This window comes from Hydrogenophaga pseudoflava, from assembly GCF_004353865.1.
GTDB classification, from domain to species: domain Bacteria; phylum Pseudomonadota; class Gammaproteobacteria; order Burkholderiales; family Burkholderiaceae_C; genus Hydrogenophaga; species Hydrogenophaga pseudoflava.
In genome coordinates this window covers 675,394-699,657 of record NZ_CP037867.1, presented here as the reverse complement: position 1 = coordinate 699,657, position 24,264 = coordinate 675,394, and the positions used below count along the sequence as shown (strand labels likewise).

Annotated in this window: 21 protein-coding genes; 7 read left to right on the top strand and 14 right to left on the bottom strand. The window is 67.9% G+C overall.

All coding sequences use genetic code 11. From position 1 onward, the window contains the following. Positions 1–4: 4 nt before the first annotated feature. The 9 genes from HPF_RS03505 to HPF_RS03465 form a co-directional block, all read right to left on the bottom strand. Positions 5–2,404, bottom strand: coding sequence for a 3-hydroxyacyl-CoA dehydrogenase/enoyl-CoA hydratase family protein (locus tag HPF_RS03505; protein WP_133155759.1), 2,400 nt, complete (start codon positions 2,402–2,404; stop codon positions 5–7). A gap of 29 nt (positions 2,405–2,433) precedes the next feature. Beyond that, positions 2,434–2,871 carry a DUF2147 domain-containing protein gene (locus HPF_RS03500; RefSeq protein WP_079364376.1) on the bottom strand — a complete coding sequence of 146 codons (438 nt, stop codon included), beginning with the start codon at positions 2,869–2,871 and terminating at the stop codon, positions 2,434–2,436. Positions 2,872–2,902: 31 nt separating this feature from the next. After that, entirely contained in the window at positions 2,903–4,699 is a 1,797-nt protein-coding gene (locus HPF_RS03495; protein WP_133155758.1) for an acyl-CoA dehydrogenase C-terminal domain-containing protein, read from the bottom strand. Positions 4,700–4,738: 39 nt separating this feature from the next. Beyond that, on the bottom strand, positions 4,739–5,440 hold the full coding sequence (locus tag HPF_RS03490; protein ID WP_133155757.1) for a TetR/AcrR family transcriptional regulator: 702 nt from the start codon (positions 5,438–5,440) through the stop codon (positions 4,739–4,741). A 180-nt stretch (positions 5,441–5,620) separates the two neighbouring features. Beyond that, a complete protein-coding gene (slmA, locus tag HPF_RS03485; protein ID WP_066153750.1) occupies positions 5,621–6,298 on the bottom strand; it encodes a nucleoid occlusion factor SlmA in 678 nt (225 codons plus the stop codon). A 61-nt stretch (positions 6,299–6,359) separates the two neighbouring features. After that, entirely contained in the window at positions 6,360–7,853 is a 1,494-nt protein-coding gene (locus HPF_RS03480; RefSeq protein ID WP_243721672.1) for an ATP-binding protein, read from the bottom strand. Next, on the bottom strand, positions 7,837–8,529 hold the full coding sequence (locus HPF_RS03475) for a response regulator (protein ID WP_066153755.1): 693 nt from the start codon (positions 8,527–8,529) through the stop codon (positions 7,837–7,839). The genes HPF_RS03480 and HPF_RS03475 overlap by 17 nt, the downstream gene beginning before the upstream one ends. Before the next feature lie 2 nt (positions 8,530–8,531). Next, the gene (gene argB / locus HPF_RS03470) at positions 8,532–9,443 is read right to left on the bottom strand and encodes an acetylglutamate kinase (protein ID WP_066153758.1); all 912 of its coding nucleotides are present in this window, start codon (positions 9,441–9,443) and stop codon (positions 8,532–8,534) included. Positions 9,444–9,507: 64 nt separating this feature from the next. Beyond that, a complete protein-coding gene (locus HPF_RS03465; RefSeq protein ID WP_133155756.1) occupies positions 9,508–11,493 on the bottom strand; it encodes an SDR family oxidoreductase in 1,986 nt (661 codons plus the stop codon). A 207-nt stretch (positions 11,494–11,700) separates the two neighbouring features. Here HPF_RS03465 and HPF_RS03460 point away from each other — a divergent pair, with 207 nt between their 5' ends. From HPF_RS03460 to HPF_RS03450, 3 genes are all read left to right on the top strand, one after another. Further along, the gene (locus HPF_RS03460) at positions 11,701–12,261 is read left to right on the top strand and encodes a phasin family protein (protein WP_133155755.1); all 561 of its coding nucleotides are present in this window, start codon (positions 11,701–11,703) and stop codon (positions 12,259–12,261) included. A 121-nt stretch (positions 12,262–12,382) separates the two neighbouring features. Beyond that, on the top strand, positions 12,383–13,591 hold the full coding sequence (locus HPF_RS03455; protein ID WP_133155754.1) for a patatin-like phospholipase family protein: 1,209 nt from the start codon (positions 12,383–12,385) through the stop codon (positions 13,589–13,591). Between the two features lies 1 nt (position 13,592). After that, complete coding sequence (locus HPF_RS03450; RefSeq protein ID WP_133155753.1) at positions 13,593–14,252, top strand: TetR/AcrR family transcriptional regulator; 660 nt, start codon at positions 13,593–13,595, stop codon at positions 14,250–14,252. A gap of 21 nt (positions 14,253–14,273) precedes the next feature. On the opposite strand, the gene HPF_RS03445 is transcribed toward HPF_RS03450, so the two are convergent. The 3 genes from HPF_RS03445 to HPF_RS03435 all read right to left on the bottom strand — a co-directional run bounded on the left by HPF_RS03445 (position 14,274) and on the right by HPF_RS03435 (position 17,842). Beyond that, entirely contained in the window at positions 14,274–15,383 is a 1,110-nt protein-coding gene (locus HPF_RS03445; RefSeq protein WP_133155752.1) for a M14 family metallopeptidase, read from the bottom strand. Beyond that, on the bottom strand, positions 15,380–16,594 hold the full coding sequence (locus HPF_RS03440; RefSeq protein WP_079364368.1) for a M20 aminoacylase family protein: 1,215 nt from the start codon (positions 16,592–16,594) through the stop codon (positions 15,380–15,382). Before HPF_RS03440 ends, HPF_RS03445 begins: the two co-directional genes overlap by 4 nt. A 102-nt stretch (positions 16,595–16,696) precedes the next feature. Next, positions 16,697–17,842: an ABC transporter substrate-binding protein gene (locus tag HPF_RS03435; protein ID WP_133155751.1), complete on the bottom strand. Its 1,146-nt coding sequence runs from the start codon at positions 17,840–17,842 to the stop codon at positions 16,697–16,699. 125 nt (positions 17,843–17,967) lie between these two features. Between HPF_RS03435 and HPF_RS03430 the strand changes: the two genes are divergently transcribed. The 3 genes from HPF_RS03430 (at position 17,968) to HPF_RS03420 (ending at position 21,517) form a co-directional block, all read left to right on the top strand. Beyond that, positions 17,968–20,013 carry a molybdopterin-containing oxidoreductase family protein gene (locus HPF_RS03430; RefSeq protein ID WP_133155750.1) on the top strand — a complete coding sequence of 682 codons (2,046 nt, stop codon included), beginning with the start codon at positions 17,968–17,970 and terminating at the stop codon, positions 20,011–20,013. A gap of 80 nt (positions 20,014–20,093) precedes the next feature. Then, positions 20,094–21,167 carry an aminopeptidase gene (locus tag HPF_RS03425; RefSeq protein ID WP_424955187.1) on the top strand — a complete coding sequence of 358 codons (1,074 nt, stop codon included), beginning with the start codon at positions 20,094–20,096 and terminating at the stop codon, positions 21,165–21,167. Between the two features lie 14 nt (positions 21,168–21,181). Next, complete coding sequence (locus HPF_RS03420) at positions 21,182–21,517, top strand: polyhydroxyalkanoic acid system family protein (protein ID WP_079364364.1); 336 nt, start codon at positions 21,182–21,184, stop codon at positions 21,515–21,517. A 33-nt stretch (positions 21,518–21,550) separates the two neighbouring features. Here HPF_RS03420 and HPF_RS03415 read toward each other — a convergent pair whose 3' ends face one another. Then, entirely contained in the window at positions 21,551–21,805 is a 255-nt protein-coding gene (locus HPF_RS03415; protein ID WP_066153785.1) for an acyl-CoA-binding protein, read from the bottom strand. Between the two features lie 139 nt (positions 21,806–21,944). Between HPF_RS03415 and HPF_RS03410 the strand changes: the two genes are divergently transcribed. Next, a complete protein-coding gene (locus tag HPF_RS03410; RefSeq protein WP_079364363.1) occupies positions 21,945–23,468 on the top strand; it encodes a wax ester/triacylglycerol synthase family O-acyltransferase in 1,524 nt (507 codons plus the stop codon). Here HPF_RS03410 and HPF_RS03405 read toward each other — a convergent pair. Next, a complete protein-coding gene (locus tag HPF_RS03405) occupies positions 23,465–24,229 on the bottom strand; it encodes a type III pantothenate kinase (RefSeq protein WP_079364742.1) in 765 nt (254 codons plus the stop codon). The two genes, HPF_RS03410 and HPF_RS03405, sit on opposite strands and share 4 nt — an antisense overlap. Positions 24,230–24,264 lie beyond the last annotated feature (35 nt).

Sequence of the window (24,264 nt, the reverse complement as noted above, 5' to 3'; positions counted from 1 at the left end):
TTCCTCAGTTGCGGACGGGCTTGCCGGTGTTGAGCATGCCCAGAATGCGCTCTTGCGTTTTTGGGTGGACGATCAGCGAGCAGAAGGCCTGGCGCTCCAGCGTCATCAGGTATTCCTCGCTCACCAGCGTGCCGGCTTCGACGTCGCCGCCGGTGACCACGTTCGCAATCAGCGAGGCGATGTGGAAGTCGTGCTGGCTGATGAAGCCGCCGTCGCGCATGTTGACCAGGCTGCCCAGGATGGTGGCCTTGCCGTCGCGGCCGGCGACCGGGAACAGGCGCTTGTGCGGCGCGCGATAGCCGCCCGCGAACAGGGCCTTGGCTTCGTTGATGGCGACAAACAGCAGCTCGTCCTTGTGGGGCACGATCAGGTCGGAGTGCAGCACGTAGCCGAGCTTGCGCGACTCGATGGCGCTGGTGCCGACCTTGGCCATGGCCGCGGCAGTGAAGCCTTCGGTCAGGAAGGGCAGCAGGTCTTTGCCCGTCGAGGTCTCGGCGTTCTCGGCCGCACGGCGCGCGATGTAGGTCAGGCCGCCGGCGCCCGGCACCAGGCCCACGCCCACTTCCACCAGACCGACGTAGCTTTCCATGTGCAGCACGCGGCGCGCGCTGTGCACCGCCAGCTCGCAGCCGCCACCCAGCGCCAGGCCACGCACCGCGGAGACCACCGGCACGTTGGCGTAGCGCAGGCGCAGCATCATCTGCTGCATGAAGCCCTCGGCGTCTTCGATGGCGGCCACGCCCACGGCCATGAAGGCCGGCAGCATGGCCTGCAGGTCGGCGCCGGCGCTGAAGGGCTCGTCGCCCGACCAGACCACCAGGCCCTGGTACTCGGCCTCGGCCAGGTCGATGGCGGCCATCAGGCCTTCACACACCTCGGGGCTGATGGCGTGCATCTTGGTCTTGATGCTGGCGATCAGCACGTCGCCATCCAGCGTCCAGACACGGATCGAATCGTTCTCTTCGATGGTGGTGCCCGCGGTCTCAAACTTCGGCCCGGCTTCGCCCAGCAGCAACTCGGGAAAGTGCTGGCGCTCATAGACCGGCAGGCTGCGGCGGGCTTCGAACACGCCCTTGGACGGGTTCCACGAACCCTGCGCGGTGTGCACGCCACCGGCCTCGGCCACGGGACCCTTGAACACCCACTCGGGCAGCGGCGCTTTGCTGAGCGCCTTGCCGGCGTCGATGTCCTCCTGGACCATCTTCGCGACCTCGAGCCAGCCGGCTTCCTGCCACAGCTCGAACGGGCCCTGCTTCATGCCGAAGCCCCAGCGCATGGCCTGGTCGACGTCGCGTGCGGTCTCGGCGATGGCAGCCAGGTGCACGGCGGCGTAGTGGAAGCCATTACGCAGGATGGCCCAGAGGAACTGGCCCTGCGGGCCTTCGGCGTTGCGCAAGAGCTTCAGGCGCTCGGCGGCCGGGCGCTTGAGCATGCGGCCATAGACCTCGTCCGCCTTCTCGCCCGCGGGCACGTACTCGCCGCTCTCCAGGTCGAAGCGTTGGATGTCGCGGCCGACCTTCTTGAAGAAACCGGCCTTGGCCTTCTGGCCCAGGTTCCCCATCTCGATCAGCTTGGCCAGCACGGGCGGCGTGCCGAAGCTGCCGTAGAACGGGTCGGTCTGCTCGTTCAGGTTGTCCTGCAGCGTCTTGATGACGTGGGCCATGGTGTCCAGGCCCACCACGTCGGCGGTGCGGAAGGTGCCGCTGGACGCGCGGCCCAGGCGCTTGCCCGTCAGGTCGTCGACCACGTCGTAGGTCAGGCCGAAGTTCTCGACCTCTTTCATCGTGGCCAGCATGCCGGCGATGCCGATGCGGTTGGCCACGAAGTTGGGCGTGTCCTTGGCGCGCACCACGCCCTTGCCCAAGCCACTGGTGACGAAGGCTTCGAGGTCGTCGAGGATCTGCGCCTCGGTGGTCGGGGTGTTGATCAGCTCCACCAGCGTCATGTAGCGCGGCGGGTTGAAGAAGTGGATGCCGCAGAAGCGCGGCTTGATCGCCTCGGGCAGGCCTTCGCTGAGCTTCGTAATCGACAGGCCCGAGGTGTTGGACGCGACGATGGCGTGTTCGGCGACGAAGGGCGCGATCTTCTTGTACAGATCGAGCTTCCAGTCCATGCGCTCGGCGATCGCCTCGATGATGAGGTCGCAGCCGCGCAGCTGCTCCATGTGCTCCTCGTAGTTGGCCTGGCCGATCAGGTCGGCGTCCGCGGCCACGCCCAGCGGCGAGGGCTTGAGCTTCTTGAGGTTCTCGATGGCGCGCGTGACGATGCCGTTCCTGGCGCCCTCCTTGGCCGGCAGGTCGAACAGGACGACCGGCACTTTGACGTTGACCAGGTGCGCCGCAATCTGCGCGCCCATCACGCCCGCGCCGAGTACGGCGACTTTTTTCACTTGGAATCGTTTCATGTTGGGTCCTGTTGGGAAGACAGATCGTTTCACTCGACGCGGTGCCACACCTGGGTCCGGTAGAACGGCCCGATGTAGCCGCGCATCTCCAGCTTCTTGCCACCATCCACCGGCTTGAGGCGGGCGCGGTAGACCTTGCCGTTGTTCGGGTCGGTGATGTCACCGCCGTCGTACACGGCCTTGTCATCGGCGTTCTGCTTGAGGTTGCGCAGGATGGTCATGCCCAGCACCGGCTTGTCTTTCCGTTCGTCGGTGCACTTTTCGCAGACGGTGTCGGGCTTGGTGTCGGGGTCGAGCAGCTTCTCGATGCGACCGGAGAAGAGGCCATTGCTTTCAGTGATGCGCACCAGCGACTTCTCCTTCTTCGAGTCGTCGTCGATGGTCTTCCACAGGCCGGCCGGCGACATCTGCGCAAAGGCGGACACGGCGGCGAGGCCCAGCAAGGAGGCAATGGCGGTCTTCTTCATGTCTGTCTCCGGTGTTGTTGAATGACGTGAATCAGGCCAATGCCGCGTCGGTGTCCATCAACACCTTGCTGCCCGCGCGCGCGGTGCGCATCAGCGTCGCGGTCTCCGGGAACAGCTTGGCGAAGTAGAAGCGCGCGGTCTGCAGCTTGGCGGTATAGAACGGGTCGGTGCTGCCCTCGGCGATCTTCTGCAGCGACACCTGGGCCATGCGGGCCCAGAAGTAGCCGAACACCAGGTGGCCGGCCACGCGCAGGTAGTCCACCGCGGCGGCGCCCACCTCGTCGGGGTTCTGCAGGCCCTTGAAGCCGATCTCCATGGTGAACTTGGTGATCTGCTCGCCCAGCACCGCCAGCGGGTTGATGAACTCGGCCATCTTCTCGTTGACGCCCTCTTCCATCACCAGCGCGGTCACCAGCTTGCCGAACTTCTTGAGCGTCGCGCCGTTGTTGCCCAGCACCTTGCGGCCCAGCAGGTCCAGCGACTGGATGGTGTTGGTGCCTTCGTAGATCATGTTGATGCGGGCGTCGCGCACGAACTGCTCCATGCCCCATTCCTTGATGTAGCCGTGGCCGCCGAAGACCTGCTGGCACATGGTGGCGGCCTGGTAGCCGTTGTCGGTCAGGAAGGCCTTCACGATGGGCGTGAGCAGCGACAGCATTTCGTCGCTGTCCTTGCGCACCTTCTCGTCGGGGTGGTGGTGCACCTTCTCCAGCAGCACCGAGCTGAACATAGCCAGCGCGCGGCCGCCTTCGGCGTAGGCCTTGGCGGTCAGCAGCATCTTGCGCACGTCGGGGTGCACGATGATCGGGTCGGCCGGCTTGTCCTTGGCCTTGGCGCCGGAGAGGCTGCGCATCTGGATGCGGTCCTTGGCGTAGGCCAGGGCGTTCTGGTAGGCCACCTCGGTCAGACCCAGCGACTGGTTGCCCACGCCCAGGCGCGCGGCGTTCATCATCACGAACATGGCCTGCATGCCCTTGTGCGGCTGGCCCACCAGGGTGCCGATGGCGCCGTCGATGACGATCTGCGCCGTGGCGTTGCCGTGGATGCCCATCTTGTGCTCCAGGCCACCACAGTAGATGCCATTGCGCGCGCCGAGCGTGCCGTCGGCGCTGGCCAGGAACTTGGGCACCACGAACAGGCTGATGCCCTTGATGCCCGGAGGCGCGTCGGGCAGGCGGGCCAGCACCAGGTGCACGATGTTGGCGGCCATGTCGTGTTCACCGGCGCTGATGAAGATCTTGTTGCCGGTGATCTTGTAGGTGCCGTCGGCCTGCGGTTCGGCCTTGGTGCGCATCAGGCCCAGGTCGGTGCCGCAGTGCGGCTCGGTCAGGCACATGGTGCCGGTCCACTCGCCGCTGACCAGCTTGGGCAGGTACAGGGCTTTCTGCTCGGGCGTGCCGTGCTCGTGCAGCGCGGCGTAGGCACCATGGCTCAGACCGGGGTACATGGTCCAGGCCTGGTTGGCCGAGTTCATCATTTCGTACAGGCACTGGTTGACCACCAGCGGCAGGCCCTGTCCGCCGTATTCGGGGTCGCACGACAGGGCCGACCAGCCTCCGTCGGTGTAGGTCTTGTAGGCTTCCTTGAAGCCGGCGGGGGTCTTGACCTCGTGCGTGGTCTTGTCGAGCGTGCAGCCCTCGGTGTCACCGCTGATGTTCAGCGGGAAGATCACCTGCGAGGCGAACTTGCCGGCCTCTTCGAGCACGGCGTTGATGGTGTCGGCATCCATCTCGGCGTGCTGGGGCATGGACTGGAAGTCGGCGCTGACGTTCAGCACCTCGTGCATCACAAACTGCATGTCGCGCAGGGGCGGGTTGTAGACGGGCATGGGTGAACTCCTGTGGAGGGTTTGTGAAGAAAGGGAAGGTCAGGCGGCGCGCGGTTTGCGGGCCGCCTTGCGTGCAGGGGCGGGATCGGTGGCGCCGCCCGCGCTGTAGCGCTGCACGATGCCCTCGAAGGCCGTCACCGCGCGCTGCAGCGAGTCGGGCGCGCGCAGGAAGCGGGCCTCGTAATGCAGCGCGAGGATGAGTGAATGGATCTCGAAGCGCATCTGGTCGGCGTCGGTGTCGGCGCGCAGGTGGCCCTCTTCGATGGAAAGCTCAATGGCGCGTTTCATGGCCGCCAGCCAGGTGCTGACCGAGCTGGCCAGCGCGTCGCGCACCGGCCCTGGCCGGTCGTCGAACTCCACTGCGCCACTGATGTAGAGGCAGCCCGAGTCGATTTCCACCGAGGTGCGCTTCATCCAGTTGTCGAACAGCGCGCGCAGGCGTGGCAGGCCGCGCGGCACCGACATGGCCGGGTAGAAGACCTCTTCCTCGAAACGGTGGTGGTACTCGCGCACCACCGAAATCTGCAGCTCCTCGCGCGAACCGAAGTGCGCAAACACGCCCGACTTGCTCATCTGCATGACCTCGGCCAGCGCGCCAATGGACAGGCCTTCCAGGCCGATCTGCGTCGCCAGACCGAGCGCCGCATCGACGATGGCGGCCTTGGTCTGCTGGCCTTTTTGCAGCGACCGCGTGAGGGCGGCGTCGCTGCGCGGGCGTTTGGAGGAAGTGGTGGCGCTCATGCGGTGATAAAAAAAGAAGACCGCCCACAAATCGAACGGTCGTGCTATTTTTACCGCAAAAGAATGACCCCAGGCGCAACCTGCGGCGTGCAACGGGAATTTTGTCTAGGGGCTGCGCCCTAATGCGCGGCGCCCAGCGCCGGCATCTGCGGGTTTACCCGCACACCCGGACCCGGGAGGTCACAGGCGCCCGTCGGGCAGCAGCAAGCGCAGGCCGTGGTCAAGGTTCTCGCTGGGCGGGCGCTTGAAGCCGCTGCGGGCAAAACGCTGCAGCCGCCCCATGCAGAAGGCCGTGATGACCGAGGCATCGGCCTGGGCATCGACGGTGGGGGTGGTCGCCGACGAGAGCACGGCGATCTCGCGCAGGTTCTGGCGCAGCGCCGACTCGATCTTGTCGAAGAACAGGTTCATGCGCTGCTGCAGGCGCTCGTTCTCGTACACCAGGGCATCGCCCACCATGACGCGCGCCATGCCGGGGTTCTTCTCGCCAAACTGCAGCAGCAGCGTGACCAGCTTGCGCGAACGCAGCACCGGATCGGGCTCGCGCTCGCCCAGCTGGTTGACCAGACCGAACACGGACTGTTCGATGAACTCGATGAGGCCCTCGAACATCTGGGCCTTGCTGGCGAAATGGCGGTAGAGAGCAGCTTCACTGACATCCAGCCGGGCGGCCAGCGCGGCGGTCGTCACGCGCTCGGCGCCGGGCTGTTCCAGCATGGTCGCCAGCGCCTGCAGGATCTGCACCCGGCGCTCACCGGGCTTGGGCCGCTTGCGGCCACCGGACTCGGTGCTCTCAGCGCCTTCACTGGCGGCATCGGGAGAGGCGGCGGCCGTGGACGAGGAAGCGCTGGAGCTCATGGGTGGTCGGGTCCGTTGGTGTTCAGCAGTCGGGCTGGCCATGCGTCCGGCCCGTGGTGTGTCATCCCTCCGGTGATTCTCGCACAGGCCTCCCGCCGGCCCGGACCGCCTCGAACACCACGCGCACGCGCAATCCCCGCCCGTTTCCGCCGGTCAGCAGCTGCAGCTGGGTGTGGTGGGATCGGGCGATTTCGTCGGCAATGGCCAGCCCCAGCCCGTTGCCATCGGTCTGGGTGCCGGGCAGGCGGTAGAAGCGCTCCAGCACCCGCTGCCGCTCGTCCTCCGCAATGCCGGGACCATCGTCCTCCACCTCGATCCACGCTTCTGGCGGTTCGGCCGCGAGGTCCTGCCCGCAGCGCAGCGTGATGCGCCCGCCCGGCGGGGTGTACTTGACCGCGTTGTCCACGATGTTGATCAGCAGCTCGCGCAGCAGCCAGGTGTGGCCGCGGGTCTGGGCTGGCGCGGCCTCCAGCCCCAGGTCCATCTGCTTGTCGGCCGCGGCATCCAGATGGAGTGCCAGGATGTTCTCGCACAGCTCCTGCAGGTCGACCTGCTCCATCGGGTGGGTGCTGGCGCTCACGCTGTCGGCGCGCGAGAGCGCCAGCAGCTGGTTGGCCAGCTGCGAGGTCCGGCGCGTCGCGTCGCGCAGGCGGTGCACCTGCTCCACCCGAAGGCTGAGCGTTTCTGCGCCCCCCATCGAGCGTGCCGCCTGCGACCAGGCCTCGACCTGCGCCTGCAGGCCGGCTAGCGGCGTGCGCAGCTGGTGCGCAGCGTCGGCCACGAAGCGGCGCTGCGCCTGCGTCTGGTCGTTCACCAGCGAGAACAGGCGGTTGAGCGAGGACACCAGCGGCCGCACCTCGGCAGGGGCGCTCTCGGCGTCGATGGGGCTGAGATCGCGGGGCGAGCGGCGTTCGACCGCTTCCTTGAGGTCGATCAGCGGGCGCAGGGCCCGCGCCACCGCCCAGGTCACCGCCACCGCGGCCACCACCATGAGCAGCAGGTTGGGCAGCAACACCCGCAGCAGCACCGTGTCCAGCCACTGCTGGCGCCCATCGGAACCGTCGGCCAGCATGATGATGAGCTCGCCCGCCGCGGTCGGGCTGCGTTGCGCCACCACCCGGTAGGTGATGCCGCCGTCGACCACGCTGAGGAACTCGGCGTCTTCGGTGGAAGGCAACACGGTCGGCAGCCAGTGGTCCCCGAGCAGCAGACGGCCGTTGGCATCCATCACCCCGTAGCCGGCATAGCCCTCGCGCTCCTTGAGGAACACGTCCACCGGCGGCGCCAGCAGCAGGGCCAGCCCAGGGTCGGCGTCGATGTCGATCGGTCGGGGGGCGTCGCGGGGCAAGGTCACCACCACCGAGTCGGCCAGCATCGGCACCAGCCGCAGCAGTTGCTGGTCCTGCTGCAAGGCCGCGGTGCCTGCGCTCTGGTAGTGGAAATAGACACTCACCAGCCCGACCAGCCCCAATGGGAGAAACAGCAGCACCAGCAGGCGCCGCTGCAGCCCCCAGATCAGGCCTTCGGCCGACCGGTGTTCAGGGCTCGCGCGCATGGGCGGACGGCGGCAGCAGTTCGAGCCGGTAGCCGAAGCCGCGGATCGAGCGCAGCGCCACCCCGGCCGGCTCCAGCTTGGCGCGCAGGCGCGAGACGTAGACCTCGATGGCGTTGGGCGTGATTTCCTTGTCCCAGCCGGTCAGCGCCGCCAGCAGCTTGTCCTTGGCGGCCGGCTTCGGGGCCTGCAGCAGCAGGTACTCGAGCACGGTCCACTCGCGCGGCCCCAGCTCCATGGTCTGACCGGCCAGGTTGACGCGGCGCAGTGCGGTGTCCATCTCCAGCGGTCCCAGGCTGAGCACCGCGGTGGTCGCGGCCTGCGAGCGCCGCAGCAGCGCACGCAGGCGTGCCAGCAGCTCGGGCAGCTCGAAGGGCTTGAGCATGTAGTCGTCGGCGCCGAGGTCCAGCCCCTGCACCCGGTCGTGCAGCGCGTCGCGCGCGGTCAGGATCAGCACCGGCATGGCCCAGCCCCGCGCGCGCAGCCGCTGGGTCAGCTCCAGACCGTTGATGCCGGGCAGTCCGATGTCGACGATGGCCAGGTCGAAGCTGTCGTTCTCCACCGCCTGCTCGGCCCGCTCGGCGCTGCCGACCCAGTCCACCGTGTAGCCGGCGTTGCTCAGCCCCAGCTTGATGCCGCTGGCGACCATCACGTCGTCTTCAACCAGCAGCAGCCTCATGGTCAGTGGCTTTTGATCATCGTGCCGAACGGCTGGTCACCCAGAACCTCCAGCAGCAGCGCGTGCGGCACGCGGCCGTCGATGATGTGCACCGCGTTCACGCCGCTCTTGGACGCGTCCAGCGCGCCGGCGATCTTGGGGATCATGCCGCCGCTGATGGTGCCGTCCTCGCACAGTTCGTCGATGCGGCGCGGCGTCAGCTCGGTCATCAGGTTGCCGGCCTTGTCCAGCACGCCGCGGATGTTGGTGAGCATCAGCAGCTTCTCGGCCTGCAGCACGGTGGCGAGCTTGGCGGCCACCACGTCGGCGTTGATGTTGTAGCTCTCGTTCTTCTCGCCGAAGCCGATCGGGCTGACCACGGGAATGAACTGGTCATCCTGCAGTGCCTTCACCACCGAGGGATCAATGGACACGATGTCGCCGACCTGGCCCACGTCGTGTTCGCGGCTCGGATCCTGCGTGTCGGCCAGGCGCAGCTTCTGGGCGCGGATCATGGCGCCGTCGCGGCCCGTCAGACCCACGGCCTTGCCGCCAGCGGCGTTGATCAGGCCCACGATGTCCTGCTGCACCTCGCCGCCCAGCACCCACTCGACCACCTCCATGGTCTCGGCGTCGGTCACGCGCATGCCCTGGATGAACTCGCCCTTCTTGCCCAGGCGCTGCAGCAGGGTCTCGATCTGCGGGCCGCCGCCGTGCACCACCACCGGGTTGATGCCGACCAGCTTGAGCAACACCACGTCTTCAGCAAAGTCCTGCTGCAGGGCCGGGTCGGTCATGGCGTTGCCGCCGTACTTGATGACCATGGTCTTGCCGTGGTACTTGCGGATGTACGGCAGGGCCTGCGCGAGCAGCTCGGCCTTCTCGCGCGGCTGGATGTGGGACAGATCGACGGGGGTGTGGTTGGGGCTGGTCATGGCGGGTGGGTGGAGAGAACGGGAACCCCGAAATTCTAGGTCCCCACCCGCCCGATCCCCAAGGTCAGAAATGAATGCCGCGCATCATCTGCTGCATCGCGATGGCTTCCGGCGACAGCTGGGGCTTCGCCCCCTTCTCTCCCTTGGCGGCCGAGGAGTCGGGGAACATGCGGAAGCTGGTGTTCATCACGATCTGCGCGATGCGCGGCACGAAGGCGTGCAGCACCTGACCGGTCACCCCCAGGCGCGTGGCGATGCGCACCGGCTTGAAGATGCAGGCCTGCGCGATCATGTCGGCCGCCTCTTCGGGCGAGAGCGTGGGCACGTTCTTGTAGATCTGCGTCGGTGCGATCATGGGCGTGCGCACCAGCGGCATGTTGATGGTCGTGAACGAGATGCCCTGGTCGGCGAACTCGGACGATGCGCAGCGGGTCCACGCATCCAGCGCCGCCTTGCTGGCCACATAGGCCGAGAAGCGCGGCGCGTTGGTCAGCACGCCGATGGAGCTGATGTTCACGATGTGACCCTTGCGCTTGGCCACCATGCCCGGCAGCAGGCCCATGGTCACGCGCAGGCAACCGAAGTAATTGAGCTGCATCGTGCGCTCGAAATCGTGGAAGCGGTCGTAGCTGCTTTCGATGGCGCGGCGGATCGAACGGCCGGCGTTGTTGATCAGGAAATCCACGCCGCCGTGGTTCTGGATCAGCACCTGCACGAAGCGGTCGCAGTCGGCCATGTCGGCGATGTCGGCCGGGTAGGCGATGAACTGGTAACCCTTGGCCCTGGCTTCGGCGCAGGCCTCGTCGAGCTTGTCCTGGTCGCGGCCGCAGATGATGGTGACCGCACCCGCCTCGGCGAACTTGTGCGCCGCCGCCAGGCCGATGCCCGAGCTGCCGCCGGTGACCAGCACCACCTTGCCCGCCACGGTGCCGCGCAGGCTGCGGTCGATGTGCAGGTCCGGGTCGAGATGTCGCTCCCAGTAGTCCCACAGGCGCCAGGCGTAGTCCTTGAGATCGGGGCAGGCGATGCCGCTGCCCTTGAGCGCGGCCGTGGTCTCGCGGCAGTCGAAGCGCGTGGGGTAGTTGACGAAGGTCATCATGTCCTCGGGCAGCCCGAGGTCCTGCATCACCGCGCGGTAGACGCGGCGCACCGGCGCCAACGCCATCAGACCTTTCTTCACGCTCTTGGGGATGAAACCCAGCAGCGCGGCGTTGACGAACAGATTCATCTTGGGCGCGTGCGCCGCCTTGCTCAGGATGTCGAGCACGTCACCGACGCGGTAGCCCATCGGGTCGACCAGGTGGAAGCAGCCACCGCTGCCGCGCTTCTGGTGGCTGATGTGGTCCAGCGCGTTGACCACGAAGTCCACCGGCACGATGTTGATGCGCCCGCCTTCGAGGCCCACGCTGGGCATCCAGGGCGGCAGGATCTGGCGCATGCGCTGGATGAGCTTGAAGAAGTAGTAGGGCCCGTCGATCTTGTCCATCTCGCCGGTGCGGCTGTCGCCGACCACGGCCGCCGGCCGGTACACCGTCCATGGCAACTTGCATTCGTGGCGCACGATCTTCTCGCTCTCGTGCTTGGTCATGAAATACGGATGGTCCAGTCCCTCGGCCTCGTCGAACATGTCCTCGCGGAACACGCCTTCGTACAGGCCCGCCGCGGCGATCGACGACACATGGTGGAAGTGGCCGGCACCAATCGCCTTGGCGAACTCGACGGTATTGCGCGTGCCGTCCACATTGACGACGATCTGGCTCTCGGCATCGGCCTCCAGGTCGTACACCGCGGCCAGGTGGTGGAAGTGGTCGATCTGGCCCTTGAGCGCCTTGATGTCCTCGGCGCTCACGCCCAGCTTTTTCGCCGTCAGGTCACCGAACACCGGGATGGCCCGGGTCGCGCCCACGCCCCAGAACTCGCGCAACCCTGCCACCTTGCCCGCACTTTCCTTGCGCAGCAGGAAGTGCACCACCGCGCCCTTGCGCTCCAGCAGTTTCTTGACGAGCCGTTTGCCGATGAAGCCGGTGGCGCCGGTGACGAAATAGTGCATCGAGGTACTCCTGGATTTGTGGGTATCGGGAACAACCGTTCATTGTTCACCACTAGCCGATGGCGCCGGTTCAGCACAAACCCGTGGCGCGCACCCCAGTTTTTAGTCGCTGGCCCCTACACAGGCATGGCGCCACAGCCGTACAGTCCCATCACCCTGAGGCATTGCCACGCCTCCATCCCGATCCACCCCGTTCACGGAGCTCCCATGGTCACCAAGACTCGCAAATCCGGCACCGCCAGCACTGGTGCATCCGCCACCGCATCGCCGCTGTCCGGCGCGATCAAGGACTCTGCCCAGCAGATCTGGCTGGCCGGCCTCGGCGCTTTCTCCAAGGCCCAGGCCGAAGGCGGCAAGGCCTTCGAGACCCTGGTCAAGGAAGGCCTGTCGATCCAGCGCAAGACCCAGGCTGTCGCCGAAGAACGCCTCAACGAAGCCACGCAGCGCATGACCAACATGGCCAGCGACATCGGCAGCAAGGCCGCCGGCCAGTGGGACAAGCTGGAGAACATCTTCGAGGAGCGGGTGGCCAAGGCCCTGAACAAGCTGGGCGTGCCCTCGGCGCGCGACATCGAGGCGCTGATCGAGCGCATCGACGCCCTCAGCGCCGCCGTGGCCGGCGAGGGTGGCAAGACCGTGAAGACCGCCGCACCGCGCAAGACCGCCGCACCGAAGGCCGCGTCCAAAGCCGCCACAAAGACCAGTGCGAAAACGGCCAGCGCCAAGCCCGCCCGCAAGGCACCTGCGCGCGCCAAGAAGGCGGCCTGAGCGCCGGGGCCATGCGCCGCTTGGCTGAGCAGGAAGGGGCGCATTGCGCCCTTTTTTTTCGTCCGCGCGGGCTGCTGCAACGCAACACCTGCCGCCTTCGTGGCGGTCTACACTCGACCGCATGACGCCTTCCCGCCCCCGTTCGACACGGCGTTCCCGCCACGCCCCCCGCATCGCGCTGGCCTTTGCCGGCGGCGGGCCGCTGGGTGCGATCTATGAGATCGGCGCTTTGTGTGCCCTGGAAGACAGCCTGCACGGACTGGACTTCAACGGCTGCGACCACTACATCGGCGTGTCGGCCGGCGGCTTCATCGCCGCGGGACTGGTCAACGGCATCACGCCGCGCCAGCTGTGCGACTCCTTCATCGAGGACCGGCTGGGCGACGACCACTTCGATCCCGCCTGGCTGATGCGCCCGGCCTGGCGCGAGTTCATCGAACGGGCGCAGCGGGTTCCGGCGCTGATGGGCGGTGCTCTGTGGGCCTGGGCCGCCCAGGGCAAGCGTTTCACCAACGCCTTCGAGCGCATGGGCGCCGCGCTGCCCACCGGCGTGCTGGACAACGAAGGCATCCACGAACAGATCCAACGCCTGTTCAGCAAACCCGGCCGCAGCAACGACTTCCGCCAGCTGCGCGCCCGCCTGACCCTGGTGGCCACCGAGCTCGACACCGGCGAGGCCACACCCTTCGGACGCCCGGGCTGGGACCATGTGCCGATTTCGCGCGCCATCCAGGCCAGCGCCGCCCTGCCCGGTCTGTTCCCGCCGGTGGTCATCGACGGCCGGCACTACGTGGACGGCGCGCTGAAAAAGACCGTGCACGCCACGGTGGCTCTGGACGAGGGAGTGGACCTGCTGCTGTGCCTGAACCCGCTGGTGCCGTTCCACGCCGGCGCCGCCAGCGAACACATTCCTTCCCTGGTCGAAGGCGGGCTGCCCACGGTGATGAGCCAGACCTTCCGCTCAATGATCCATTCCCGCCTGGCGCTGGGCTTCAGACACTACGAGCGCAGCTACCCGGGCACCGACATCGTGCTGATCGAACCCGACCAGCGCGACGCCGAGCTGTTCTTCGCCAACACCTTCAGCTACCGCCAGCGCCGCGAACTGGCCGAGCACGCCTTCCAGCAGACCCGCCAGCTGCTGCGCGACCGCGCCGGCCACCTGGGCCCCATGCTGGCGCGGCACGGCATCGCACTGGACGAGGCCGCCCTGCACGACGCGCACCGGCGCCTGCTGCCCGCAGAGCCGGTGCGGCGAGAAACGGCCCTGGAGCGGCTGGACAGCGCCCTGGACACCCTCGAACAACGGCTGCAGACGCAGCGCGCCTGACATGACCCGCAAAGCCCCCCGCCGCACGGCCGAACGCATTCTGGAAGTCACCCTCGCGCTGTTCAACCGCTTCGGCGAGCCCAACGTCTCCACCACGCTGATCTCCTCCGAACTGGGCATCAGCCCGGGCAACCTGTACTACCACTACCCGGCCAAGGACGAGCTGATCAACTCGCTGTTCGAGCGCTACGAGAAGGCGCTCAACGAACTGCTGCAGGCCAGCGACGGCGTGCGCAATGTGGAGGACGCCTGGTTCTTCCTGCACTCGCTGTTCGAAATAGTCTGGGAATACCGCTTCCTCTACCGCGACCTCAACGACCTGCTGTCCAAGAACCGGCTGCTGGAGACGCGCTTCCAGGCCGTGCTCAAGAACAAGATCCGTTCGGTGCGCAGCCTGCTCAGCGGCATGTCGCGCGCCGGCGCCATCGACCTCGATGCGCGGGAACTCGAACCCACGGCCAACTGCATGGTGGTGCTGCTGACCTACTGGCTGAGCTTCGAGTACGTGCGCGACCCGCGCCATGCGCTGGAGCCGGACAACGCGCAGGCGGCGCTGCTGCGTGGTGCGCAGCACGTGCTCAATGTGCTGACACCTTACCTCGAAGCCGGCCAGCGCCAGCATCTGCTGCAGCTCACGGGCGCCTACCGCACGGCGCCCTGAGCCCGGGGCCGCCGCCTGGGCCTATTGGGGCGGGCTGCGGCGCAGCCCGTCCACCGCCTGGAACAGGGCCTGGCGGGCCTGGGACACCACCTGGGCGCGCCAGTCGTCGGTGTCGACATAGAACGCGTCCCGCACCCGTTTCTGGATCACGGTACGCAGGCCGGCCGGGGCATCCGGGTGCAGGCGCATCCACTGGTCGCCGCGCAGGGCGTTGAGGACATCCAGCAGCGGCAGGGTGCCGTATTCCAGCGCGATCCCGGTGTATTGGGCCTGCGGGCACTCTTCGTAAACCGCGTTCCACATCAGGCCCGTCAGGCGGGCCGAGGCGGAACTGCCGTCGTAGATCGAGGTCACGGGCGTCTGGCCGTCGCCACCCCACCAGGCGCGGGCGCGCTGCAGGGCCGCGTCGTCGTCGCGGCAGGCGAAGATGCGCTCGCCCAGGCCGCTCGGGCCCAGCCCGGTGTGCAGGTCGATCCAGGCGATGTAGCGCGCGCTGCGCCCATGTTCGCGCAGCACCTCGCGCAGCGTGCGGTGGCTCCAGGTCGGCGCCGTGCCGCCGAAGAACAGACCATCGGGGTGGCTGTGCTGGCCCTGGGAGACCGCGCTCTGGTACGCGCCCAGCCCCTTGCGCCCGATGAAGTGTGCGATGACCGCCTCGTTCTCGGCCACGGGCGGCCAGACCGCCGGCAGCAGGAACGGGTGCAGTTCGTCATAGGCCGGGTTCGCCGGCAGGGGTTGAGAGAAGTCCTGGAAGTTGCGGTTGAGATCGACGTTGTCCTCGGTCACCCGGCGCAGGTGCGAGAACCCGTAGGGATTGAGCGCGTGGATGTACAGCACCGCCACACCGGCGGCGCGGGCGTGCGCGCGCCAGTCGGCGTCGTGGGTGGCAAACACCTGGATGCCCGAGCCACAGAACCCTTCCACGCCGTGGCAGGCGCTGCTCACGACCAGGAGTCGCTCGGCATCCGGCGGTCCGTCCAGGGCCACGTCCATGGCCAGGGTTTCCTGGTCGCGCCCGGGCAGCGGGTGGTTGTGGCTGCGGATGGCCATGCCGGCGGCGGCGGCCCCCTCCAGAAACTGCACGCGGGCCCGGGCATAGGACGACGCGAAAGCGGACTGGGGATTGATCATGCGGCGTCCTTGCGCGGTTGCGACAGCCACTGCTCGGCCAGCCGCACCCAGTAGGTCGCGCCCAGCGGGATCAGGTCGTCGTTGAAGTCGTAGCTCGGGTTGTGCAGCGTGCAGGGGCCGCCGCCGTGGCCGATCTCGCGGTGCGCGCCCTCGCCGTTGGCGATGAAGATGTAGCAGCCTGGCCGCGCCTGCAGCATGTAGGCGAAGTCTTCGGCCCCCATGGTCGGCTCCTGCACCAGCACCTGGTCGGCGCCGACGATGCCGGCCAGCACCTCGCGCACGAACGCGGTCTCGGCCGGGTGGTTGACGGTCGGCGGGTAGTTGCGGCGGAACTGGAACTCGCAGCTGGCGCCGAAGGCGGCGCAGGTGTGCTCGGCGATCTCCTGCATGCGCCGCTCGATCAGGTCCAGCACCTCGTAGGTGAAGGTGCGCACCGTGCCCTGGATCTCGCAGCTGTCGGGCACCACATTGGTCGCTTCGCCGGTGTGGATCATGGTCACGCTGATCACGCCGGCGTCCACCGGCTTCTTGTTGCGCGAGATGATGGTCTGGAAGGCCTGCACCATCTGGCAGGCCACGGGCACCGGGTCGATGCCGTTGTGCGGCAGCGCGGCGTGCGAGCCCTTGCCGCGGATGACGATGTGGAACTCGTTGCTGGAAGCCATCACCGGGCCGGCGCTGGCGGCAAAACTGCCCACCGGCAGGCCCGGCCAGTTGTGCATGCCGAACACCGCCTCGACCGGGAACTGCTCGAACAGGCCGTCCTTGATCATCTCGCGGGCACCGCCGCCGCCCTCTTCGGCCGGCTGGAAGATCAGGTAGACCGTGCCGTCGAAGTTCCGGTGTTTCGAGAAGTGCTGCGCCGCCGCCAGCAGCATGGCGGTGTGGCCGTCGTGGCCGCAGGCGTGCATCTTGCCGGCGTGCTGGCTGGCGTGCGCGAAGTGGTTGTGCTCCTGCATGGGCAGCGCGTCCATGTCGGCGCGCAGGCCGATGGCACGGCCACAGGCCCCGCCGTCGCGGCCGTGCACGATGCCGACCACACCGGTGGTGCCCATGCCACGGTGCACCGGGATGCCCCACTCGGTCAGTTTGGCGGCGACCACCTCGGCGGTGCGCACCTCTTCAAAACAGAGCTCGGGATGGGCGTGGATGTCGCGGCGCACGGCGGCGATGGCCGCGGACTGGGTCAGGATGGAGTCGATCAGCTGCATGGTGTCCTCATCTGCAAACGGCCATGGTAGCCATGCACGGCCCTGGAGACAGGTCCGTTCGCGACAACCCGGACCGGACCGGGGATGTCGGCCCTGCCCGCGTCAGCGGCGCACCCGGCCGTCTTCGGTCAGCAGGGTCAGTTCGACGAAGCGGGAGCCGGCGTGCTTCTGCGGCCCGAAGTCCAGCGGAAATCCACCGATGCTCACATCCTTCATGCCCCCGATGGCATCGATGAAGGCCTCCCGGCCGGCACCTCGGGCGCGCTTGAGCCCCTCCACCAGCACCTTCGCGGCCACAAAGCCTTCGATGCCGGAGTAGTTGGGCGCCACACCGCGCTGGTCCTTGAGCGCCGCCAGGTACTCGCCCGAGATAGGCATTGCAGGCGAATAGGGAAAAGGCATCACCTGGCTGACCGCCACACCCTTGGCGACCGCCCCCAGTTCGTCCAGCAGCGCCTGCGTACCCACGAAGGAGACGTTGTAGAAGTTGCCTGGGTAGCCCTGCTGGCGCGCCAGCCGGATGAAGGTGGCACAGGCCTTGTACGAACCGATCTGCACGATGGCCTCGGGCTTGACGGCCATGATGTCCTTGAGCGCCGGCGCCACCTCGTTGCTGTTGCGCTCCACCGTTCCCACCGCCGCCGGCTCCATGTTGAGCGCCTGCAGGGCGCGCTCGACACCTTCGAGCCCGGCCTTTCCGTAGGCGTCGTTCTGGTAGAACACCGCCACCCGCTTGACGCCGATCGAGGTGACCTGCTTGACGATGGCGGCGGTTTCGTCAAAGTACGAGGCCCGCACATGAATGGCGTAGCGGTTGAACGGCTCGCGCAGGGCCTGCGCCCCGGTGAAGGGCGCAAAGAAGGGCAGCTTGGCTTCAGTGGCCAGCGGCAGGGCGGCGAGGCTGGTGGGGGTGCCGACGTAGCCGAACAGGGCGAATACGCCGTCGGCGATGAACTGCCTGGTGTTGGCCACGCAGCGCTCCGGATCGTAGCCATCGTCCAGCCGCTTGAGTTCGATGCGGCGCCCGTTGACGCCCCCGGAGGCATTGACCTGGTCAAAGTACAGCTGGGCCCCCAGGTTGAACTGCAGCCCCAGCTGCGCGGACGGCCCGGTGAACGGCGCCGACTGTCCCAGCACGATGGCCCCCGATCCGCCAGCCGCCTGGGCCCACGCGGAACCGGCCACGCCGGCCAGGGTAGAAGCGCCCAGACAGGCGCCCAAGGAAGAAAGAACCCGACGACGTTGCATCCAGTGACTCCTGATATGCTTTTTTGAGCTGGTCGGATGTCACCTCGTTCGTAACAGGGCGTCACCAGACTTGCGAAGCCTACTACATAGGCCCCGCCCCGCCTATACGCCATTCACCGCATTTCATGGCCCACAACCCCAACGAATTCACGGTCCGGGGCGCTTGCCCCCACGACTGCCCCGACACCTGTGCCCTGGTCACCACCGTGGTGGACGGCAAAGCCGTGCGCGTGGCCGGCAACCCGGCACACCGCCACACCGACGGCGCGCTGTGCACCAAGGTATCGCGCTACCCCGAACGCACCCACCACCCCGAACGCATCCTCGCGCCGCTGCGCCGCACCGGCCCCAAGGGCAGCGGGCGGTTCGAGCCCATCGGATGGGACGAGGCACTGGATGACATCGCCGCGAGGCTGAAAGACATCGCCGCGCGCAACCCGCAGGCCATCGTGCCCTACAGCTACGCCGGCACCATGGGTCAGGTGCAGAGCGAGGGCATGGCGGCGCGCTTCTTCAACAGGCTCGGCGCCTCCTTCCTGGACCGCACGATCTGCGCGGCCGCCGGCGGCGAGGCCCTGGTGCACACCCTGGGCGGCAAGCTGGGCATGAAGGTCGAGCACTTCGCCGAGGCCAAGCTGATCCTGATCTGGGGCAGCAACTCCATTGCCAGCAATCTGCATTTCTGGCGCCTGGCGCAGCAGGCCAAGCGTGACGGCGCGCGCCTGGTATGCATCGACCCGCGCCGCAGCGAAACCGCCGACAAGTGCCACGAGCACATCGCGCTGCGCCCCGGCACCGACGCTGCACTGGCGCTGGCGCTGATGCACGAACTCATCAGGAACGACTGGCTGGATCACGACTACATCGCCCGCCACACCCTGGGGTGGGAGCAGCTGCGCGAACGCGCCCTGCAGTGGCCGCCCGAGCGTGCGGCCGAGGTTTGCGGCATCCCGGTCGAACAGATCGAACGGCTGGCGCGCGACTACGGCACCACGAAGCCGGCCGCCATCCGCCTGAACTACGGCATGCAGCGCGTGCGCGGCGGCGGCAACGCGGTGCGCGCCATCGCCTGCCTGCCGGCGCTGACCGGCGCCTGGCGCCACCGCGCGGGCGGTCTACTGCTCTCGGCCTCGGGCCACTTTCCTGTCGACCGCGCCGCGCTGCACCGCCCCGACCTGCTGGCCGGCCGCACGCCACGCACCATCAACATGGTCACCATCGGCGACGATCTGCTGCGCGAATCCTCGCCAGCGTTCGGCCCGAAGATCGAGGCGCTGATCGTCTACAACAGCAACCCGGTGGCGGTCGCGCCCGAGTCGCCCAAGGTGGTGGCGGGCTTCGCGCGCGAGGACCTGTTCACCGTGGTGCTCGAACACTTCATGACCGACACCGCGGACCACGCCGACATCGTGCTGCCCGCCACCACCCAGCTGGAGCACTGGGACATCCACACGAGTTACGGCCACACCGACGTGCTGCTCAACCGGCCCGCCATCGCGCCGGTCGGGCAGGCGCGACCCAACACCGAGGTGTTCCGCCAGCTGGCGCGGCGCATGGGCTTCGACGAGCCCTGCTTCGCCGACGACGATGAAACCCTGTGCCGCCAGACCTTCGGCGACCGGGTGGACTTCCAGCAACTGCTGGACCAGGGTTTCGCCACGCTGCCGGTGCCCGAGGCCCCGTTCGCCGAGGGTGGCTTCCCGACGCCCTCCGGCAAATGCGAGTTCTTCAGCGCACGCCTGGCGGCGCAGGGGCTGGACGGCCTGCCCGACCACGTGCCCAACCACGAGCCGGCCGGCAGCGACCCGCGCCACCCGCTGGCCATGATCTCGCCACCCGCCCGCAACTTCCTCAACTCCAGCTTCGTGAACGTGAAGAGCCTGCGCGACATCGAAGGCGAACCACTGCTGGAGATCAGCGCGGCCGACGCCGCCCCGCGCGGCATCGCCGACGGTGACCTGGTGCGGGTGTTCAACCAGCGCGGCAGCTACCGCTGCACCGCGCGCCTCTCGACCCGGGCACGCGAGGGCGTGGTCAACGGACTGGGCATCTGGTGGCGCAAGCTGGGCCTGGACGGCAGCAACGTGAACGAACTGACCAGCCAGAAGCTCACCGACCTGGGCCGTGCACCGGTGTTCTACGACTGCCTGGTGCAAGTGGAAAAGGGATGACCCCCCCTGCGCCGCCTCACGGCTTCCTCCCCGCAGGAAGGGACCGCGCCAGAGGCCCGGCGAAGCCGGTTCCTCGGCGCGTGCTGGTGGTGTGTTGCCTGGCGGGTTTGCTGTCCGGTTGCGCTTCGTCCGACGCCGGCCCCGGCTACTACTGGCAATCGGTCACCGGCCACCTGAAGCTGATGCACGCGGCGCGGCCGGTGCAGGACTGGCTGGACGACCCGGCCACACCACCCGCGCTGCAGCACAAGCTGCAGCTCACGCAGCGCATCCGCACCTTTGCGGTCACCGAACTGGGTCTGCCCGACAACGCCAGCTACCGGCGCTATGCCGACCTGCAGCGCAAGGCGGCGGTCTACAACGTGGTCGCCGCGCCCGCGCTGTCGCTGCGGCTGCAGCAGTGGTGCTTCCCGGTGGCCGGCTGTGTCGGCTACCGGGGCTACTACGACGAGGACGAGGCCCGGGCGTTTGCGGCCGGGCTCGGCAGCGACCTGGACGTGGCGATCTACCCGGTGCCCGCCTACTCCACGCTGGGCTGGATGAACTGGGCCGGCGGCGACCCCCTGCTCAACACCTTCATCGGCTACCCCGAGGGTGAGCTGGCACGGCTTATCTTTCACGAGCTGGCCCACCAGGTGGCCTACGCCTCCGGTGACACCGTGTTCAACGAGTCCTTCGCGACGGCGGTCGAGCGCATCGGCGGCGCGCGCTGGCTGGCCCAGGCCGACGAGACAGCGCGCCAGACCTACGCCGGCTTCGATGAGCGCCGCAAAACCTTTCGTGCGCTGACGCGCGAGACCAGGGAACGGCTGCAGGCACTCTACGACGACGCCACGCTCGACGACACCGCCAAACTGGCCCGCAAGGCCCAGGTGCTGCACGACTTCCGCCAGCGCTACGCCGGCCTGCGCCGAGGCTGGGGCGGCTACAAGGGCTACGACGCCTGGGTCGCCCGGGCCAACAACGCCAGCTTCGGTGCCCAGGCCGCCTACGACCAGTGGGTGCCGGCATTCGAGGCGCTGTTCGAGCGCGAGGGCCGCGACTTTGCGCGGTTCTATGATGCGGTGCGCGCGCTGGCCCGCCAGACCGCGGCCGAGCGCCAGGCCGCCCTCCAGGCCCTCGATCCCGCCGCCCGGCCACCGTCAACCCTCTGAACAACGCGAACACCATGGCGAACATCCACATCCGGCGCAACCACCACCTCGGCATCTCCGGCGCACGCAAGGTGGCCTGGCAATGGGCCGAACAGGCCGAGGCCGAGTTCGACATGCAGTGCGCCTACGAAGAGGGTGTGGATTGCGACGAGGTGCATTTCTCGCGCACCGGTGCCAAGGGCACGCTGCGGGTCACGGCGGATCACTTCGAGCTGGACGCTCAGCTCGGCTTCCTGCTCGGCGCCTTCAAGGACCGCATCGAGAGCGAGATCGTCAAAAACCTGGACGAGCTGCTGGCGGCCAAGAAAAAGCCGGCGGCCAAAACGGCCACCGGCTCGAAGAAAAAGTAAGACAGGCCCCGCGCAGCAGCGGAGCGTGGGAGCTCAGCTCAGCGACGCGATCAGGTCGATGTACTGCTGCTGCGCATCGTCCTGAGACGTGCCCTTCAGGCCGTTCCAGGCGTCCCACTTGGCGCGGCCGACCATGTCACCGAAGCCGGGCTTCTTCTCGGTGTTGTCGCCCACCGTGCCCTGCTTGTACAGGCCGTAGATCTTGAGCAGCGTGGCGTTGTCGGGGCGCTCGCTGAGGTTCTTGGACTGGGCAACGGCGGCATCGAAGCGGGACTTGAGGTCGGACATGAAGGTCTCCGTGAGTGAGGGGGTGGCCCGGACCCGGGCTAGGGGAGGCCCGGTATCTTACGGTTGCGACTGCCCCCAGAATAGACGCCGCCACCCAATCACAACCAGCCCCCAACCCCGGGGCCTCGCAGGAGACACCATGGTCACGCGCATCCGCAAAGGCACGCCGAAATCCCCACCCGAGGGCCGCAGCACCCTGCAGTCGGTGGCCGGCGTCCTGGGCCTGGAGGGCGAGCGCATGAGCAAGGTGGACACCGCCTGGCTGCGCATGGACTCGGACACCAACCTGATGATGATCGTGGGCGTCTGGATCCTGCGACCCGGCATCACGCGCGAGGCGCTGGCTCAGCGGGTGCAGGACAAGCTGCTGGGCTACCGGCGCTTCCGGCAGACCGCCCAGCAGGACGCCGCCGGCGCCCACTGGCGCGACGACCCCGACTTCTCGCTCGACCGCCATGTGGTCACGCACACGCTGACCCGCCGCCGCGGTCAGGAAGCCCAGGCGGCGCTGCAGGCGCGCGCCGGCGCGCTGGCCATGGTGCCGCTGGACCCGGCGCACCCGCTGTGGCAGTTCGAGCTGATCGAGGACTACGAGGGTGGTTCGGCGCTGATCGCGCGCATCCACCACTGCATCGCCGACGGGATCGCGCTGATCAGCGTGATGATGAGCCTGGTCGATGGCGGCACCGAACCGCCCAAGCGAAAGCCCCGGTCGCACAAACAGGGGCTGGAGGCGGCCGAGGACTGGGTGGCCGACACGCTGATCCGCCCCTTCGGTGACATCGCCGCACGGGCGCTGGACGCCGCCGGTGGCGGGGCGGCGAAGTCGCTGTCGATGCTGGCGGCGCCGCAGCAAGGGCTCGGGGAAACACTGGACCAAGCCATGGAGGTGGCGCGCCTCGGAGGCCAGCTCGCCAGCGATCTGGCGGCACTGGCCCTCATGCCCGACGACTCACCCACGCGGCTCAAGGGCGCACCCAAGGGTGAAAAGCGGGTGGCCTGGTGCCAGCCCATCCCGCTGACCGAGGTCAAGGCCATCGGCAAGGCGCTCAACTGCTCGGTCAACGACGTGCTGCTCAGCTGCGTGGCGGGCGCGATCGCCGGCTACCTGCGCCACCATGGCGACGACCCGGCAGGCAAGGAGATCCGCGCCATGGTGCCGATCAACCTGCGGCCGATGGAGGACGCCTGGAAGCTGGGCAACCGCTTCGGCCTGATCCCGCTGGTGCTGCCCGTGGGCATCGCCAACCCGATCGAGCGCGTGTACGCGGTGCGCGCGCGCATGAACGCGCTCAAGGGCAGTCTGCAGCCGCTGCTGACCTTCGGCCTGCTGTCGGTAGCGGGCCTGCTGATCAAGCCGGCGCAGGACGCGATGCTCAGCCTGTTCGGCCGCAAGACCACCGCCGTGATGACCAATGTGCCCGGTCCCGGCGAGAAGCTGAAGTTCTGCGGCGCGACGCTGGAGCAGACCATGTTCTGGGTGCCACAGACCGGCACGGTGGGCCTGGGCGTCTCCATCCTGAGCTACGGCGGCGGCGTGCAGTTCGGCGTGATCGCCGACAGCGCGCTCTGCCCCGACCCGCAGCGCATCATCGACGCCTTCGAACCGGAATTTGCGCAACTGCTGGCCGTGACCCTGATGCTGCCCTGGGGCGAGGTCTAACCGAACCGCTTGTGGGCGATTTCGAGCAGGCCGTCGAAAATGAGGCTGTCCACCAGCTCGCAGGGCGTGGACATGCTGGGCGCCATCTTCCAGCCCGCGCCGCCGGTCATGTAGCAGACCGGGTCTTCGCCGCAATGGCCGCGCAGGTTGTCCCACATGCGCTGCACCGCACCGGCGATGGCGAAGGTGCCACCGCTGGTGAGGGCGTCGCTGGTGTTGGTCGGGAAGTCGCGCACCTCGCCGGTGGGCACGTGCAGCCCGGCGGTGCCGGACTCCAGCGCGCGCAGCATGATGCCGTGGCCGGGCAGGATGATGCCGCCCAGGAAGCGGCCGGCCGAATCGATCGCCTCGACCGTCACCGCGGTACCGACCATGACCACGATGCAAGGCCTGGCCGGCCCCTTCTGCAGCAGGCGCTGGCGCGCGCCGATCATCGCAACCCAGCGGTCGGAACCGAGGCGGGCCGGGTGGTCGTAGCCGTTGCTCAGACCCGCCTCCGACGCGCTGGACACCACCCACTGGGGCGTCACGTCCCACTGTTCGAGCTGTTCCTCGACCCGCCGCTTCACAGCGTCGCCCGCCACGATGCAGCCCAGCACCCGGGTGGGTGCGGACAGGCTGCTCCAGTCGCCCTCGGCCAGTTTCTCGATGTTCTCCAGGAACTGTGCACCATGCGCCAGCAGGCGCCCTCCCACACGGGGGGCGTCGTACAGCGCCCATTTCAATCGCGTGTTGCCAACATCCAGCGCCAGTAAAGTCATGCGGAAGATTATGAACAAGGCCTGGCAGGCACTTT

What these genes read in the sequence shown, in the direction of transcription:
- HPF_RS03500 (WP_079364376.1), bottom strand. Translation starts at nt 2,871, where the DNA reads ATGAAGAAGACCGCCATTGCCTCCTTGCTGGGCCTCGCCGCCGTGTCC.
- HPF_RS03445 (WP_133155752.1), bottom strand. Translation starts at nt 15,383, where the DNA reads ATGATCAATCCCCAGTCCGCTTTCGCGTCGTCCTATGCCCGGGCCCGC.
- HPF_RS03410 (WP_079364363.1), top strand. Translation starts at nt 21,945, where the DNA reads ATGGTCACGCGCATCCGCAAAGGCACGCCGAAATCCCCACCCGAGGGC.
- HPF_RS03480 (WP_243721672.1), bottom strand. Translation starts at nt 7,853, where the DNA reads ATGCGCGCGAGCCCTGAACACCGGTCGGCCGAAGGCCTGATCTGGGGG.
- HPF_RS03405 (WP_079364742.1), bottom strand. Translation starts at nt 24,229, where the DNA reads ATGACTTTACTGGCGCTGGATGTTGGCAACACGCGATTGAAATGGGCG.
- HPF_RS03505 (WP_133155759.1), bottom strand. Translation starts at nt 2,404, where the DNA reads ATGAAACGATTCCAAGTGAAAAAAGTCGCCGTACTCGGCGCGGGCGTG.
- HPF_RS03490 (WP_133155757.1), bottom strand. Translation starts at nt 5,440, where the DNA reads ATGAGCGCCACCACTTCCTCCAAACGCCCGCGCAGCGACGCCGCCCTC.
- slmA (WP_066153750.1), bottom strand. Translation starts at nt 6,298, where the DNA reads ATGAGCTCCAGCGCTTCCTCGTCCACGGCCGCCGCCTCTCCCGATGCC.
- HPF_RS03440 (WP_079364368.1), bottom strand. Translation starts at nt 16,594, where the DNA reads ATGCAGCTGATCGACTCCATCCTGACCCAGTCCGCGGCCATCGCCGCC.
- HPF_RS03415 (WP_066153785.1), bottom strand. Translation starts at nt 21,805, where the DNA reads ATGTCCGACCTCAAGTCCCGCTTCGATGCCGCCGTTGCCCAGTCCAAG.
- HPF_RS03460 (WP_133155755.1), top strand. Translation starts at nt 11,701, where the DNA reads ATGGTCACCAAGACTCGCAAATCCGGCACCGCCAGCACTGGTGCATCC.
- HPF_RS03465 (WP_133155756.1), bottom strand. Translation starts at nt 11,493, where the DNA reads ATGCACTATTTCGTCACCGGCGCCACCGGCTTCATCGGCAAACGGCTC.
- HPF_RS03450 (WP_133155753.1), top strand. Translation starts at nt 13,593, where the DNA reads ATGACCCGCAAAGCCCCCCGCCGCACGGCCGAACGCATTCTGGAAGTC.
- HPF_RS03475 (WP_066153755.1), bottom strand. Translation starts at nt 8,529, where the DNA reads ATGAGGCTGCTGCTGGTTGAAGACGACGTGATGGTCGCCAGCGGCATC.
- HPF_RS03430 (WP_133155750.1), top strand. Translation starts at nt 17,968, where the DNA reads ATGGCCCACAACCCCAACGAATTCACGGTCCGGGGCGCTTGCCCCCAC.
- argB (WP_066153758.1), bottom strand. Translation starts at nt 9,443, where the DNA reads ATGACCAGCCCCAACCACACCCCCGTCGATCTGTCCCACATCCAGCCG.
- HPF_RS03420 (WP_079364364.1), top strand. Translation starts at nt 21,182, where the DNA reads ATGGCGAACATCCACATCCGGCGCAACCACCACCTCGGCATCTCCGGC.
- HPF_RS03455 (WP_133155754.1), top strand. Translation starts at nt 12,383, where the DNA reads ATGACGCCTTCCCGCCCCCGTTCGACACGGCGTTCCCGCCACGCCCCC.
- HPF_RS03435 (WP_133155751.1), bottom strand. Translation starts at nt 17,842, where the DNA reads ATGCAACGTCGTCGGGTTCTTTCTTCCTTGGGCGCCTGTCTGGGCGCT.
- HPF_RS03495 (WP_133155758.1), bottom strand. Translation starts at nt 4,699, where the DNA reads ATGCCCGTCTACAACCCGCCCCTGCGCGACATGCAGTTTGTGATGCAC.